This window comes from Zeimonas arvi, assembly GCF_008039575.1.
GTDB lineage: Bacteria > Pseudomonadota > Gammaproteobacteria > Burkholderiales > Burkholderiaceae_E > Zeimonas > Zeimonas arvi.
This window is the reverse complement of sequence record NZ_VDUY01000001.1, coordinates 394,184-409,118: the sequence shown is the minus strand read 5'-3', so window position 1 is coordinate 409,118 and position 14,935 is coordinate 394,184. Positions and strand designations below refer to the sequence as shown.

The window sequence follows — 14,935 nt, the reverse complement described above, 5'->3', positions numbered from 1 at the left end:
CTCAGCGGCCGACGAACTCGGGCTTCGCCTTCGCGAGGAAGGCCTTGTAGCCGATGCGGAAGTCCTCGGTGTCGAAGCAGTCGAAGCACTCGAGGTATTCCTGCTCGGTCAGCGGCTGGCCGCTCATCAGCTTGCGGGCGAACTTCTTGTGCCAGCGCGCCACCAGCGGCGCGCCGTCGGCGATCCGCCGGGCGGTCTCGCGGCACTCGCCGGCCACCCGGTCGTCGGCGACCACCCGGTTGACCAGCCGCTTGTCCTTCGCCTCGGCGGCGTCGAAGATCCTTCCTTCATAGAGGATCTCGAGCGCGACCGACGGGCCGGCCAAGTGGATCAGCGGCTCCATTTCCGGGAAGGCCATCACCAGCCCCAGGTTCTTGATCGGCGCGCCGAATCGGCTCGACTCGCCGCAGATCCGCATGTCGCACAGCGCGGCGATCTCCAGGCCGCCGCCCACGCAGATCCCGTGGATCTGCGCAAGCGTCGGGTGGCGGCAGTCGGCGATCGCGCGGGCGGTCTCGTGCATGATGTGACCGTAGGCGATGGCCTGCTCGCGGTTCGAGCGCTCGGTCTCGAACTCGGAGATGTCGTTGCCGGGCGAAAAGGACTTCTCGCCCGCGCCGCGCAGGATCACGCAGCGCACCGAGTCGTCGGCCGACAGCCGGTCCATGATCTCGCCGAGCAGCCTCCACATCGGCTTGGTCAGCGCGTTCAGCTTGTGCGGGCGGTTCAGGATCACCGTGGCGATCGCGCCATCGCGCTCCACCACGATGGTTTCCGCAGTTCTTTCAGTCATGTCGGCTCCGGAAGTGAACGGGGGCCGATCGACGCGGATCGATCGGCCCCCGGATGTGAAACGTAGGGGCCGCCGGGGCGGCCCGGGGTTCAGCGGTAAAAGAGTTCGACCAGGCCCATGCCGGTGATCGGCACGTAGGTCACCAACAGCAGCACCGCCAGCAGCACGCCCACGAAGTACACGTTGGTCCGCGTGACTTCCCAGACGCCGGCCTTGGCGATCGAGCAGGCCACCATCAGCACGCTGGCCACCGGCGGAGTCTGCTGGCCGATGCCCAGGTTGATCGTGACGATCAGGCCGAAGTGAACCGGGTCGATGCCCGCGGCCTTGACCAGCGGCATCACCACCGGCACGACCAGGATGATCGCCGCGGCCGAGTGCAGGAACATGCCGAGCAGCAGGAACAGCACGTTGAGCAGGGCCAGCACGAACCACTTGTTCGTGGTCAGGTCCATCACCGCCTGGGCCAGTTCCTGCGGCGCCTGGACCTCGGTCAGGTAGACGCCGAGCAGGGCGGAGGTCGAAACCAGCAGCATGACCACCGCGGTCTGGCTGCCGCCCTCGATGATGGCCTCCTTGAGGTGCGGCAGGTCCAGCTCGCGATAGACTGCGAGCCCGATGAACAGCGCGGCCACCACCGCCAGCGCGGCGCCCTCGGTCGCGGTCACGAAGCCGCCGAAGATGCCGCCCAGGATGATCATCGGCAGCGTGAAGGCCCACATCGCCTCGCGGGCGGTGCGGCGCACTTCCTTCCAGCTGAAGCGCTGCTCGATCGGCAGGTTGTAGCGGCGCGCGAAGTAGTAGGCCATGGCCATCAGGCCCAGGCCGCCGATGATGCCCGGCACGATGCCGGCCACGAACAGCTGGACCACCGAGGCTTCGGCCATCACCGCGTACAGGATCATCGGGATCGACGGCGGGATGATCACCGCCAGCGTGGCCGACGAGGACATCACCGCGGCCGCCAGGGCCCGCGGATAGCCCTTCTTCTTCATGGCCGGGATCGTGATCGACCCCAGTGCGGCCACGTCGGCGACTGCCGAGCCGGAGATCTCGGCGAAGAACAGCGAGGCGCCGATGGAGACCATGGCCAGGCCGCCGCGGATGAAGCCGAGCAGGGCCGTGGCGAAGGCGATCAGCCGCGACGAGATCCCCGACGCGTTCATGATCGCGCCGGCCAGGATGAACAGCGGGATCGCCAGCAGCGGGAAGTTGGTCGCCGCGTTGTACACGACGATCGGCAGGTTCAGCAGCGCATCGGTGCCCTGCGCCAGCCAGATCGCGGCGATCGCGACCACGCCGAGCGCGACGGCGATCGGGACGTTCAGCAGCACCAGGCCCAGCACGCACGCGAACAGGAACAGCATCTCCATGTTCGATTCTCCTTGTCTTGTCTTTCTTCGGGTGTTTCGACGTTCGTGCGGGCCTTCAGTGCGAGGCCTCGCGGGCCGCGCCCTCCGCCGTCGCGCCGTGTGCGTGGTCGGCGCGCGCCCAGGCCAGCGCCTCGGGCAGGGTCAGCAGCTCCGCGATGATGATCAGCACGGCCGAGATCGGGATCACCGACTGCACCCAGGACACCGGGATGTCGGGCAGGCTGACCAGGGTGTCGGTGGCCAGGATCTCCAGCACGTACCAGCCCATGTAGCCCAGCAGCGCGAAGAAGCCGATGACGAGGGCCTCGACGACGATGGTCACCGCCAGCCGGGGGCCGGGCGGCATCATCGCGACCAGCTCCGGACAGCTGATGTGGCCGCGCCTGGCGGCGGCGTAGGCGGAACCGTAGAAGGTGAGCCAGGCGAGCAGGATCGACGCGATCTCGTCGTACCAGACGAGCGAGGCGCCCATGGTCCGGTACACGACGCCGACGGTGACCTCGACCGCGAGGATCACCATCAGCACGATCACGACCCACTCGAGGATCTTTTCGTAGCCCTTTCGAAGCGCTTGCATCGATTCTGTCTCCTGGCTCTATCGGTTCTATGCGTTCAGTGCTTCACTTGCCCAGGGCGATCGCCTTGTCGACCAGCGGCTTGGCGCCCTTGACCGAGTTGCCGAACTCCTCGTAGATCGGGCCGCTGGCCGCGATGAAGGCGTCCTTGTCGACCTCGTTGACCTGCACGCCGGCGCCCTTGATCGTCTTCAGGAGATCGCCTTCCATTCGGTCGGTGGCCGCGTAGACGGTGGCCTGGGTCTCGCGGGCGGCCGCTTCGAGCTCCTTGCGGATGTCGGCCGGCATCTGTTCCCACTTGCGCTTGCCCGCCACCAGGTAGGCCGGCGCGTACACGTGGCCCGACAGCGACAGGTACTTCTGCACTTCGTGCAGCTTGGCGCTGACGATCTGGGTGAACGGGTTCTCCTGGCCGTCCATCACGCCGGTCTGCAGCGCGGTGAAGAGCTCCGAGAACTTCATCGGGCTCGGGTTGGCGCCGTAGGCCTTGAACATCGCCACGCGCCACTTGCCCTCGGGCACGCGCAGCTTCACGCCGGCCAGGTCCTCGGGCTTGACGATCGGCTTCACGTTGCTGGTGATGTGGCGATAGCCGTTCTCCCACAGCGCGAGCATCTTCAGGCCCTTGGGCTCCACGGCCGGGGCCAGCGACGGCCAGAAGATCTCCTTCTCGATCTTCGCCAGGTGCTTGCGGTCCTTGACCAGGTAGGGCATCTCGAACATGCCGAACAGGTCGACTTCGCTGCTCATGACCGTCGACGGGATCGACATGTCGAGCGTGCCCAGCTTGATCTTCTGGAGCATCTCCTTGTCGCCGCCGAGCTGGCTCGAGCCGAAGATGGTGATCTTGACCTTGTCGCCGAGCTTCTGCTGCACGCGCTTGGCAAAGTCCTCGGAAGCGATCTGGTACAGCGAGCCGGGCTCGCCGACGTGGCCGAGCTTGAGCTCGATCTGCTGCGCGGCGGCGGGCAGCGCGAGGGCGGCCGCGCCGCCGGCGATTGCCGCCTGCAGCAGCAGGCGGCGGGCGGACTTCATCGTTGCTTTCATCGTCTCCTCCTCCGGAGTGTCTGCCCCTTTTTGGGGCGGTTCAGTGATCGTCGGCGGCGGTCCGGCCGCTCAGGCAGCCTTTTCGCTGGCCGGCGCCGCGGGCGCGGTGGCGGCCAGGTGCTCCATCGCCGCCAGCACGCCGCCCTTGCGGTGCGGCACGCCGGACAGGCCCAGGCCCATCTCGACGCCGGCGAGCGTGCCCATCAGCGTCAGGTCGTTGAAGTCGCCCAGGTGTCCGATCCGGAACACCTTGCCGGCGACCTTGCCCAAACCCTGGCCCAGCGACATGTTGAAGTTCGCCAGCACGATCTTGCGGAAGGCGTCGGCGCTGTGCCCCTCGGGCATCACCACCGCGGTCAGCACCGGGCTGTACTCGGCAGGCTCCAGGCAGAGCACCTCGAGGCCCCAGGCGCGCACGGCTGCGCGAGTCGCCTCGCCGTGGCGCTTGTGACGTGCGAACACGTTGTCCAGCCCCTCTTCGTGCAGCATCGCGATGGCCTCGTGCAGGCCATAGAGCAGGTTGGTGGCCGGCGTCGACGGGAAGTAGCCGCTCGCGTTGGACGCGATCATCTCGTTCCATTCCCAGTAGGCGCGCGGAAGCTTCGCGTTCTTCGAGGCCTCCAGCGCCTTCGCGCTGATCGCGTTGAACGACAGCCCGGGCGGCAGCATCAGGCCTTTCTGCGAGCCGGACACGGTCACGTCCACGCCCCACTCGTCATGGCGGTAGTCGGCCGATGCGAGGCCGGAGATCGTGTCGACCATGAAGAGGGCCGGATGCTTCGCGCGGTCGATCGCCTTGCGCACGTCGGCGATCCGGCTGGTCACGCCGGTCGAGGTCTCGTTGTGGACCACGCAGACGGCCTTGTAGCGATGCTGCGGATCGGCGGCCAGCTTCGCCTCGATGGCCGCGGGATCCGCCCCGTGACGCCAGTCGCCGGGGATGAACTCCACGACCAGGCCCAGCCGTTCGGCCATCCGCTTCCAGAGCGAGGCGAAATGCCCGGTCTCGCACATCAGCACCGTGTCGCCCGGCGACAGCGTGTTGACCAGCGCGGCTTCCCAGGCGCCGGTGCCCGATGCCGGGTAGATGACCACATGCGACTCGGTCCTGAAGATCTTGCGGATGCCTGCGAGCACCGACTTGCCGAGCTGCTGGAACTCCGGTCCGCGATGGTCGATCGTGGGGTAGTCCATCGCGCGCAGGATCCGGTCGGGCACGGTGCTGGGCCCTGGAATCTGCAGGAAATGCCGACCGGACGGGTGGCTGTTGAGCGCCAGGCCATTGGACAGTTTCATGTTCGCCTCGACGGTGAAGGGTGGCAGTGATGATTGCGAAAACGCATTTTGTATGCAAAAATCTGGCTGCGCAACCGGGATTTTCCCTTAAATCTGTCCTCGTTCCATATTCTGTATGCAAAATGCCGTCGAGCAGTCGCTCGAGATCGACAGGCGCCCGCTGCACGAGGAGGTCGCCGACCGGCTCCGCGCGATGATCACCGAAGGCCTGCTCGCGCCAGGCGCGCGCCTGAACGAACGGGTGCTCTGCGAGCGGCTGCGCGTCTCGCGCACGCCCCTGCGCGAGGCCTTCAAGGTGCTGGCCGCCGAGCGGCTGGTGGAACTCAGCCCGAACCGCGGCGCGAGCGTCGTCGCCTTGTCGCGTTCGGACGTCGATCAGCTCTTCGAGCTGATGGGCGCGCTGGAGGGCCTGGCCGGCAAGCTCGCGGCCGAGCGACGCACCGAGGGGGAGCTCGCCGAGATCCGCGCGCTGCACTTCGAGATGCTGGCCGCGCACGCGCGGCGCGACCTGCCGGCCTACTACGACCTGAACCGGCGCATCCATGTCGCGATCAGCCGTTGCGCGCGCAACGACATGCTCGCCGAGACCTACGACAGCGTGAACACGCGCATCCAGAACCTGCGCTTCCGCTCCAACTTCAACCAGGACAAGTGGAACCACGCGGTCCGCGAGCACCAGCAGATGCTGGAGGCGCTCGAGACCGGCAATGGCTCCGCGCTCCGGGCCCTGCTCGAGACCCACCTGCGCAACAAGCGCGATGCGGTGCTCGAGCAGTGGCCGGCCATCGACCCCGCCGCGACATGAACGCTCCCACCCCGGTCCGCATGCTGCGGACTGCCTCGCTGGACCGCAGCCGCCTCGCGCAGCGGCTTCGCCGCGTGCTGCGCGGCGACGTGCTCTTCGATGCCGCCTCGCGCGGCCGCTACGCAACCGATGCCTCGATCTACCAGGTCGACCCGGTCGGCGTCGTGGTGCCCGCCGACGAGGCCGACGTGGTCGCCGCGATCGACCTGGCCCGCGAGATGCGCGTGCCCATCCTGCCGCGCGGCGGCGGCACCAGCCAGTGCGGCCAGACCGTCGGCGAGGCGCTGGTCATCGACAACAGCCGCCACCTGAACAAGGTGATCGCCTTCGATCCCGAGGCCCGCACCGTCGAGGTCCAGCCCGGCGTCGTGCTGGACCACCTCAACGCATACCTCAAGCCGCACGGCCTCTGGTTCCCGGTGGACGTGTCCACCTCGGCGCAGGCCACGATCGGCGGGATGGCCGGCAACAACTCCTGCGGGTCGCGCTCGATCGCCTACGGCAACATGGTGCACAACGTGCTGGGCATCGAGGCGATCCTGTCCGACGGTGTGTCGGAGTACTTCGGCCCCTTCGGCGTGAACGCCGGCCGCGCGATGGCCTCCGGGCGCGCCGGCGAGCTGGTCGCGCAACTGTTCGCGCTCGGCGCGCGCGAGCGCGACGAGATCGCGCGCGTCTGGCCCAGGGTCCTGAGGCGCGTGGGCGGCTACAACCTCGACGTCTTCCACCCGCAGTCCGAGCGCCCGTACACCGACGACGGCTCGGTCAACCTGGCGCACCTGCTGGTCGGCTCGGAGGGCACGCTGGGCTACTTCCGTCGGCTGGTGCTCGAGCTCTCGCCCTTGCCGAAGGCGCGCGTGCTGGGCGTCGTCAACTTCCCGACCTTCTGGGCCGCGATGGACAGCGCCCGGCACATCGTGAAGCTCGGGCCCAGCGCGGTCGAGCTGGTCGATCGGACGATGATCGAGCTCTCGCGCGCCAACCCGGTGTTCCGACCCACGATCGAGCGCGCGCTGATCGAGCGCGAAGGCAAGCCGCCCGAGGCGATCCTGCTGGTCGAGTTCTCGGGCGAGGATCGCGGCGAGCTGCTCACCCGGCTCGCGCGCCTGGTGGAGCTGATGGGCGACCTGGGCCTGCCCGGCAGCGTCGTGGAGATGCCCGAAGAGCAGGCGCAGAAGGCCTTGTGGGACGTCCGCAAGGCGGGCCTGAACATCATGATGTCGCTGAAGGGCGACGGCAAGCCGGTCTCCTTCATCGAGGACTGCGCGGTGCCGCTGGAGCACCTCGCCGAGTACACCGGCCGGCTCACCGAAGTGTTCTCCCGGCACGGCACCCGCGGCACCTGGTATGCGCACGCCTCGGTCGGAACGCTTCACGTGCGGCCCATTCTCGACATGCGCCAGGACGGCGCGGCCAGGATGCGCGCGATCGCCGAAGAGGCCGCCGCGCTGGTCCGCCACTACAAGGGCGCCTTCTCGGGCGAGCACGGCGACGGCCTGGTGCGCACCGAGTGGGTGGGCTGGCAGTTCGGCGCGCGGCTCACCAAGGCCTTCGAGGAGGTCAAGGACCTGTTCGACCCGCTGGGGCTGATGAACCCGGGCAAGATCGTCCGCGGCACGAAGATGGACGACGCTCGGCTGTTCCGCTACCCGCCGGGACACGCCGCGCTGCCGCTGTCGACCGCGCTCGACTGGTCGGCCTGGGACGTGACCGCCGACCCGGTGACCGAGCGGGTCAGCGCACCCGGCACCGGCGGTGATCCGGCGCGCGGATTCGCGAAGGCCGCCGAGATGTGCAACAACAACGGACACTGCCGCAAGTTCGACGCCGGCACCATGTGCCCGAGCTGGCGGGTCACGAAGGACGAGAAGCACCTGACCCGCGGCCGCGCCAACACGCTGCGGCTGGCGCTGTCGGGGCAGCTGGGGCACGAGGCGCTGACCTCGTCGGCCATGCGCGAGACCATGGACCTGTGCGTGGGCTGCAAGGGCTGCAAGCGCGATTGCCCGACCGGCGTCGACATGGCCCGGATGAAGATCGAGTTCCAGCACCACTACACGAAGAAGCACGGCCTTCGCCTGAAGGACCGGCTGATCGCCTACATGCCGCGCTACGCGGCCTGGGCCTCCCGGCTGCGCTGGCTGCTGAACCTGCGCGACACGCTGCCGGGCGCCGCGCGCCTGTCGGAGAAGCTGCTCGGCTTCTCGGCGAAGCGCAGCCTGCCGCGCTGGCGCGGCGACCCGTTCACCGCCGATCGGGGGCTCGATGACTTGCCGCCCGCCGCGGCGGGCGAGGTCGTGGGCGAGCTGGTGCTGTGGGCGGACACCTTCGACAACTGGTTCGAACCCGAGAACCTGCGCGCCGCACGCAGGGTGCTGCGGGCCGCCGGTTACCGCGTCCACGTGGCGCGCGCCGCGGCCGATGCCGATCCCGCGCGCCCGCTGTGCTGCGGCCGCACCTTCCTGTCCGCCGGTCTGGTCGACGAGGCGCGCGCCGAGGCGCGGCGCACCCTGGCCGCGCTTGCGCCCTACGTCGAGCGGGGCGTGCCGGTGGTGGGCCTGGAGCCCTCCTGCCTGCTCACGATGCGCGACGAGTTCCTGGTCATGGGACTGGGCGACGCCGCGCGCCGTCTGGCCGGCCAGGCCCTGCTGTTCGAGGAGTTCCTCGCGCGCGAGCACTCGGCGGGGCGCCTGTCGCTGCCGCTGCAGGCCCTGCCCGGGCGCACCGCGCTGCTTCACGGCCATTGCCACCAGAAGGCCTTCGACGCTGTGCGCCCGATCGAGATCGTGCTGAAGCTGGTGCCGGGCCTCGAGGTGAAGACGGTCGAGTCGAGCTGCTGCGGCATGGCCGGAGCCTTCGGCTATGAGGCCGAGCACTACGAGGTCTCGATGAAGATGGGCGAGCTGTCGCTGCTGCCGGCGGTGCGCGAGGCCGGCCCGGACACGGTGGTGGTGGCCGACGGCACCAGCTGCCGTCACCAGATCGCCGACGGGGCGGGCCGCGACGCGGTGCACGTGGCGGTGCTGCTCGACCGCGCCCTGGACGGCAGCGGCCGGCGGCCCGCCGCGCAGTAAGTGCGACACGGCGCTGCCCGTCCCCGCAACCGCTTCGACCTCGCCGAGGTCGGCGGCGCGTTCGGGGACCTCGGCACGCTGATTCCCTTCGTGGTCGCCTACGTGGCGGTGCTGAAGATGAATGCCACGGCCGTGCTGCTGCCTTTCGGCGTGGCGCTGCTGGTCGTGGGCGCGGTATTCCGCACGCCTTTCCCGGTCCAGCCGATGAAGGCGATCGGCGCCACCGCGCTGACCCAGGCCACGGTCTCCGGCGGCCTCACCGGCGACGCCGTCGTCGCCGCGGGGCTGGTGACCGGCCTGATCTGGCTGGCGCTGGCGCTGTCCGGGCTGGCGGCGCGCCTGGCCCGTCTGGTGCCGCGCGCCGCGCTGCTCGGCGTGGTCATGGGGCTCGGTTTCGCCTTCATGCTCGAGGGCGTCCGGATGATGGCCGGGCAATGGCTGCTCTCGGCGGTGATGCTGGCCGTCACCTTGCTCATGCTTTCGCGGCGCTGGCCGGCGATGCTGGCACTGCTCGCCGTCGGGGCCGCGATCGCGCTGCTGCGCGACCCGTCGCTCGCCGCCCGGCTCGGCGACCAGCAGGCGGTGCTGCGCTGGCCCGCCTTCGCCTGGCCCGGCCTGTCGGCGTCGGACCTCTGGACCGGCGCGCTGCTGCTGGCCTTGCCTCAGTTGCCGCTGACCTTCGGCAACGCGCTGGTGGCGATCACCGCCGAGAACAACCGGCTGTTCCCGGACCGTCCGATCGACGAGCGCAGGGTGGCATTGTCCACCGGCCTGATGAACCTGCTGGCCAGCGCCGGCGGCGGCGTGCCGATGTGCCACGGCGCCGGCGGCATGGCCGGCCACGTGCGATTCGGCGCCAGGACGGGCGGCGCGGCGATCATGCTCGGGGTGGCGCTGATCGTGCTCGCGCTCTTCTTCGGCGACGCCATCGGTCTGCTGTTCGATCTGGTGCCGGCGTCGGTGCTGGGTGTCATCCTGTTCCTCGCGGGGGTGGAGCTGGCGCTCGGCAGCCGCGATCCCGAGGCCGAGAAGACCGACCGCTTCGTGTTGCTGGCCACTGCCGGCATCGCGACCTGGAACGCGGGGGCCGCGGTTCTGTTCGGGATCGCCGCCCATCACGCGGTCCGCGCAGGGTGGCTCAGGCCCTGATCGCGGCGGGCGAGTATCCTTTCAGGCCCTGCCGGCCGGAAGAGCCGGGCAGTCGCCCGCGCACAGCGCCTGGTCGCCCGCGCGAAGCACCCAGACACCCGCGCAAAGCATTCACGGAAAGCGTTCAGCCATGGATCCGAACCTTCGCAAGGCCGCCCTCGAGTACCACGAGCAGGGCCGGCCCGGAAAGCTGTCGGTCACCGCGACCAAGCAGCTCGTCAGCCAGCGAGACCTGGCGCTCGCCTACTCGCCCGGGGTCGCGGCGGCCTGCGAGGAGATCGTCGCCGACCCGGCGAACGCGTTCCGCTACACCAGCCGCGGCAATCTGGTCGGCGTCGTCACGAACGGCACCGCGGTTCTGGGGCTCGGCAACATCGGGCCGCTGGCCTCCAAGCCGGTCATGGAGGGCAAGGCGGTCCTGTTCAAGAAGTTCGCCGGCATCGACGTCTTCGACATCGAGCTGGCCGAACTCGACCCGGACAGGCTGGTCGAGATCATCGCGGCGCTCGAGCCGACCTTCGGCGCGATCAACCTCGAGGACATCAAGGCGCCGGACTGCTTCATCGTCGAGCGCAAGCTGCGCGAGCGGCTGAAGATTCCGGTCTTTCACGACGATCAGCACGGCACCGCGATCGTCGTCGGCGCCGCGATGACCAACGGGCTCGCCGTGGTGGGCAAGAGGATCGACGAGGTCAGGCTGGTCTGCAGCGGCGCCGGCGCGGCAGCGCTGGCCTGCCTGCAACTGCTGGTCGACCTCGGCCTGAAGCGCGAGAACATCTGGGTGGCCGACATCGCCGGCGTGGTCTACGAGGGCCGCGCCGAGCTGATGGATCCCGACAAGGCCCGCTTCGCGCAGAAGACCGACAAGCGCACGCTGGCCGAGATCATCGACGGCGCCGACGTGTTCCTCGGCCTGTCCGCCGGCGGGGTGCTCAAGCCCGAGATGGTCGCCCGCATGGCCGCGCGGCCGCTGGTGTTCGCGCTGGCGAATCCCACGCCCGAGATCATGCCCGAGGAGGTGAAGAAGGTCCGCGACGACGCGGTCATCGCGACCGGCCGAACCGACTATCCGAACCAGGTCAACAACGTCCTCTGCTTTCCCTTCATCTTCCGCGGCGCGCTCGACGTGGGCGCCACCACGATCACGCGGGAGATGGAGGTCGCCGCGGTGCAGGCGGTGGCCGAGCTGGCCCGGGCCGAGTCCAGCGAGGTGGTCACGGCCGCCTACGGCGCGGTCGGCACCGGCTTCGGCCCCGAGTACCTGATTCCCAAGCCCTTCGACCCCCGGCTGATCGTGAAGATCGCGCCGGCGGTGGCCAAGGCCGCGATGGACAGCGGCGTGGCGACCCGCCCGATCGCCGATTTCGACGCCTACCGTTCGCAGCTCGAGCAGTTCGTCTACCACTCGGGCAACTTCATGAAGCCCATCTTCTCGACGGCGCGCCGCTCGCCGGACAAGCGGATCGTCTACCCCGAGGGCGAGGACGAGCGGGTGCTGCGCGCGGTCCAGGTGGTGGTCGACGAGAAGCTCGCCCGGCCGTTGCTGGTGGGCCGTCCGGCGGTCATCGAGCGGCGCCTCGAGCGCTTCGGACTGCGGATCCGGCCGGGCGTGGACTTCGAGATCGTCAACCCGGAGTGGGACGAGCGCTACGGTCGCTACTGGCGCGAGTACCACCGCCTGACCGAGCGCAAGGGCGTCACCGAGGAATACGCGCAGATCGAGATGCGCCGCCGGCTGACCCTGATCGGCGCGATGATGATCCACATGGGCGAGGCCGACGGCATGGTCTGCGGCACCTTCGGCCACTACTCGCTGCACCTGCACTACATCGACCAGGTGATCGGCCGGCGGCCGGGCAGCACGGTCTATGCGGCCATGAACACGCTGATGCTGCCCAACCGGCAGGTCACGCTGGTCGACACCCACGTGAACGCCGACCCCACTGCCGCGCAGCTGGCCGAGATCACCCGGATGGCCGCCGACGAGCTGCTGCGCTTCGGCATCCGGCCCAAGGTGGCCTTGCTGTCGCACTCCAACTTCGGCACCTCCAACCACCCGAGCGCCGAGAGGATGCGCGAAGCCCTCGCGCTGCTGCGCGAGCAGGCGCCCGAGCTGGAGGTCGACGGCGAGATGCACGGCGACGCCGCCCTGGACAGCGAGCTGCGCCGGCGGATCATGCCGCGTTCGACGCTGGCCGGCGAGGCGAACCTGCTGGTGCTGCCCGGCATCGACGCGGCCAACATCTCCTACAACCTGCTCAAGACCGCGGCCGGCAACAACGTGGCGATCGGGCCGGTGCTGCTCGGCGCCGCGCGCCCGGTCCACATCCTGACCGCCTCGGCCACGGTGCGCCGGATCGTCAACATGACCGCCTGGACCGTGGTCGACGCGATCGCCGAACGCTAGGCGGGCGCCGGGCGCCAGGCGAGCGCCTGGCGGCCCGTCCGCAACGGCCGGCCCGCCGTTCGTCGGCACGCGGCGCCGCAGGGCGCCGTTCGTGCCGGCCGCGATTGACCTGTCCGGGGCCGGCCCATAGCCTCGGAAGCTCACATCTCCGAAGCACGACGACCCCATCATGTCCCTGGCGCAGGCTGGCACCGCGACCGCTCGCGACGACCGCGACGAGCGCGACGACGACGATGCGCCCATCGACCCGGCGCGTCGCTCCGCGCTGCTGCAGGACTGCAGCGGGATGGTGGTCTCGCAGCTGTCCGGCGCGATCGCCGAGGCGCTGAAGAAGGTCGGCGACGACCTGACCGCTCTGGCGCTGCGCAACAGGGACCCTGCGGCCCAGCAGGCGCTGCTCGATGCGGTCACGCTGGTGCGGCGCCATCATGCCGACATCGAGGCCCGGTTCCGGGAGATGTTCGCCGACATCTTCGCGCGACGGATCCACGGCGACGACGACGGGCCCGCCGACGCGCCGGCGGGCGGACTGGCCCTGGTCGACGACAGCGTGATCGAGGAGAAGATCGCGTTCGACCGGATCATCCAGCGCGCGCGCAGCAAGCTCGACCCCGACGAGGTGCTCGGCATCCGGGCGCGGCTCGGGGTCCTGGCGGCCGGCGACTGGTTCGACGAGGACAATCACCCGGCTGCGCCCGAGGCGGTCTTCGAGGCCCTGCGCCGGACGCTGGCGCAGCTCAACGCCGAAGCCGGCGTGCGCGATGCGCTCCTGGACGCGATCGAGCCCCATGTCTCGTCGAACCTGGGCGCGATCTACACGACGGTCAACGAGCGTCTGCGCAGCAACCACGTCCTGCCCCGCATCCGGCCGCAGGTGGTGACCGCGAAAGCCCAGGCCCGGCGCGCCAAGGCGGCCCAGCCGCCCGCGCCGGCCCCGGACTCCGCCGTCGCGGCGCCGGCTGCCGATCCGGCGATCGAGAGCGTGCCGGCTGGCGAGGATCCGTTCGTTCTGCTGGCCGCGCGGCTGGCGGACGGCACGACGCCGGCGCGACTCGCGGCGGCGCGCCTGCTGGCGAATCCGGCCAGCTTCGGCGCGGGCAAGTCGCCGCCGGCGGTCGAAACCGGCCTGCTCGACTCTTTGCATGCGATTCAGGCCGGATGCGGCGAGAGCGGCGCCGGCGGCCCCAGGCTCCTGGACGAGATGCTGGAGAAGGGGCGCACCATGGGGTCGCCGCTGGACCAGCTCACCGTGGAGATCGTCTCGCAGGTCTTCGACCACCTCTACGCGGATCGACGCCTGCCGGACACGATCAAGCAGCAGATGCTGCGGCTGCAGGTGGTCGCGGTGAAGGCCGCGCTGATCGACCGCAGCTTCTTCGCCAGCCGCCGGCATCCGATGCGCCGCCTGCTGGACGAGATCTGCCGCGCGGCCAGCGACCCGGATGCCGACGTGGGTCCCGATTCCGCGCTGGTCGGCGGCGTGGCCGAGATCGTCGACTGGCTGCTCGCCAGCTTCGAGAGCGACCTGTCGGTGTTCGACGACGCTGCGATGCGCCTCGACCTGCTCCTGTCGATCGAATCCCAGCGCCGCATGGAGCGCGACGCGGCGCTCGCCAGGCAGGCCGAGCGGCTCGAGGCGCTCGTTCTCGCGCAGGAGCAGGCCAGGGCCGAGATCCGTGCGCGGGCAGGCGAGTCGGCGCCCGCCTTCATGGTCGACTTCCTGGACCGCAGCTGGTACCGGGTGATGGCGATGCTGCGGGTCGAGGACGGCGACGCGGCCTGGCGCGACGCGCTGGCCTGCATCGACGCCCTGGTCTGGAGCGTGCAGCCCAAGGAGTCTCCGGAGATCCCGCGGCTCGCGAGCCTGTTGCCGAAGCTGATCGCCGAACTGAACCGGGGACTGGCGCGGGCGGGCGTCGACAAGAGCGACCAGGAGCGGTTCTTCAACGAATTGCTCAAGCGGCACGGCGAGGTGATCCAGCGCGCCAAGGTGGGCGCCGCCGGGCCCGCCAGCCCGCTGCCCGCCTTCGGGCAGCCGGCCGCGCCGCCGAGGGAAGCGGTCGCTTCCAGGCCCGCCGAGCCGCCGGTGTCCCCGGAGATCGCCAGGCAACTGGGCGACCTGCGCCGCGGCGACACCCTGGAGTTGCTGGAGCCCGACGGGGCGCGGCGCCGCCTGAGGATCTCCTGGGTCAGCCCGACTCGCCGGCTGTTCGTGCTCACGCGCCACCCTGAGGTGGCGCGGCCGGTCGAGCGCGCCGAACTCGCGCGCTGGCTGGCCACCGGCCGCGTTCGGCTCGCCGACGCCGAAACGGCCATCGAGCGCACGATCGCGACGATCGCGGCAGGCAAGGCGGGCCTCCCCGCCTGATCGCCTCGCGGTCGTTCCCTGGGCAGGGGAAGGCGTTTACCATGCCCG

10 protein-coding genes are annotated in these 14,935 nt (G+C 70.0%); 5 read left to right on the top strand and 5 right to left on the bottom strand.

All coding sequences use genetic code 11. The features are described 5' to 3' along the window. Position 1: 1 nt before the first annotated feature. The 5 genes from FHP08_RS01880 to FHP08_RS01860 form a co-directional block, all read right to left on the bottom strand. A complete protein-coding gene (locus FHP08_RS01880; RefSeq protein WP_147702597.1) occupies positions 2–793 on the bottom strand; it encodes an enoyl-CoA hydratase/isomerase family protein in 792 nt (263 codons plus the stop codon). Positions 794–882: 89 nt separating this feature from the next. Then, entirely contained in the window at positions 883–2,166 is a 1,284-nt protein-coding gene (locus tag FHP08_RS01875) for a TRAP transporter large permease (RefSeq protein WP_187272127.1), read from the bottom strand. Positions 2,167–2,221: 55 nt separating this feature from the next. Further along, entirely contained in the window at positions 2,222–2,743 is a 522-nt protein-coding gene (locus FHP08_RS01870) for a TRAP transporter small permease (RefSeq protein WP_147702596.1), read from the bottom strand. Between the two features lie 43 nt (positions 2,744–2,786). Beyond that, positions 2,787–3,788: a TRAP transporter substrate-binding protein gene (locus tag FHP08_RS01865; RefSeq protein ID WP_222707795.1), complete on the bottom strand. Its 1,002-nt coding sequence runs from the start codon at positions 3,786–3,788 to the stop codon at positions 2,787–2,789. Positions 3,789–3,857: 69 nt separating this feature from the next. Then, positions 3,858–5,084 (bottom strand): pyridoxal-phosphate-dependent aminotransferase family protein, encoded by a 1,227-nt coding sequence (locus tag FHP08_RS01860; RefSeq protein WP_147702595.1) that lies wholly within the window; start codon positions 5,082–5,084, stop codon positions 3,858–3,860. A 115-nt stretch (positions 5,085–5,199) separates the two neighbouring features. On the opposite strand from FHP08_RS01860, the gene FHP08_RS01855 reads away from it, so the two are divergent. The 5 genes from FHP08_RS01855 (at position 5,200) to FHP08_RS01835 (ending at position 14,887) form a co-directional block, all read left to right on the top strand. Further along, a complete protein-coding gene (locus FHP08_RS01855; protein WP_147702594.1) occupies positions 5,200–5,889 on the top strand; it encodes a GntR family transcriptional regulator in 690 nt (229 codons plus the stop codon). After that, positions 5,886–8,963 (top strand): FAD-binding and (Fe-S)-binding domain-containing protein, encoded by a 3,078-nt coding sequence (locus tag FHP08_RS01850; RefSeq protein WP_147702593.1) that lies wholly within the window; start codon positions 5,886–5,888, stop codon positions 8,961–8,963. The genes FHP08_RS01855 and FHP08_RS01850 overlap by 4 nt, the downstream gene beginning before the upstream one ends. Further along, positions 8,964–10,112, top strand: a complete 1,149-nt coding sequence (locus tag FHP08_RS01845) for a molybdate transporter family protein (protein ID WP_147702592.1) — start codon at positions 8,964–8,966, stop codon at positions 10,110–10,112. Positions 10,113–10,242: 130 nt separating this feature from the next. Further along, positions 10,243–12,519 carry an NADP-dependent malic enzyme gene (locus FHP08_RS01840; RefSeq protein WP_147702591.1) on the top strand — a complete coding sequence of 759 codons (2,277 nt, stop codon included), beginning with the start codon at positions 10,243–10,245 and terminating at the stop codon, positions 12,517–12,519. 169 nt (positions 12,520–12,688) lie between these two features. Further along, a complete protein-coding gene (locus tag FHP08_RS01835) occupies positions 12,689–14,887 on the top strand; it encodes a DUF1631 family protein (protein ID WP_147702590.1) in 2,199 nt (732 codons plus the stop codon). Positions 14,888–14,935: the final 48 nt, after the last annotated feature.

Excerpts from the sequence above, each read along its gene's own strand:
- FHP08_RS01865 (WP_222707795.1), bottom strand. The coding sequence starts at position 3,788 with ATGAAAGCAACGATGAAGTCCGCCCGCCGCCTGCTGCTGCAGGCGGCA.
- FHP08_RS01870 (WP_147702596.1), bottom strand. The coding sequence starts at position 2,743 with ATGCAAGCGCTTCGAAAGGGCTACGAAAAGATCCTCGAGTGGGTCGTG.
- FHP08_RS01860 (WP_147702595.1), bottom strand. The coding sequence starts at position 5,084 with ATGAAACTGTCCAATGGCCTGGCGCTCAACAGCCACCCGTCCGGTCGG.
- FHP08_RS01850 (WP_147702593.1), top strand. The coding sequence starts at position 5,886 with ATGAACGCTCCCACCCCGGTCCGCATGCTGCGGACTGCCTCGCTGGAC.
- FHP08_RS01855 (WP_147702594.1), top strand. The coding sequence starts at position 5,200 with ATGCAAAATGCCGTCGAGCAGTCGCTCGAGATCGACAGGCGCCCGCTG.
- FHP08_RS01840 (WP_147702591.1), top strand. The coding sequence starts at position 10,243 with ATGGATCCGAACCTTCGCAAGGCCGCCCTCGAGTACCACGAGCAGGGC.
- FHP08_RS01875 (WP_187272127.1), bottom strand. The coding sequence starts at position 2,166 with ATGGAGATGCTGTTCCTGTTCGCGTGCGTGCTGGGCCTGGTGCTGCTG.
- FHP08_RS01880 (WP_147702597.1), bottom strand. The coding sequence starts at position 793 with ATGACTGAAAGAACTGCGGAAACCATCGTGGTGGAGCGCGATGGCGCG.
- FHP08_RS01835 (WP_147702590.1), top strand. The coding sequence starts at position 12,689 with ATGTCCCTGGCGCAGGCTGGCACCGCGACCGCTCGCGACGACCGCGAC.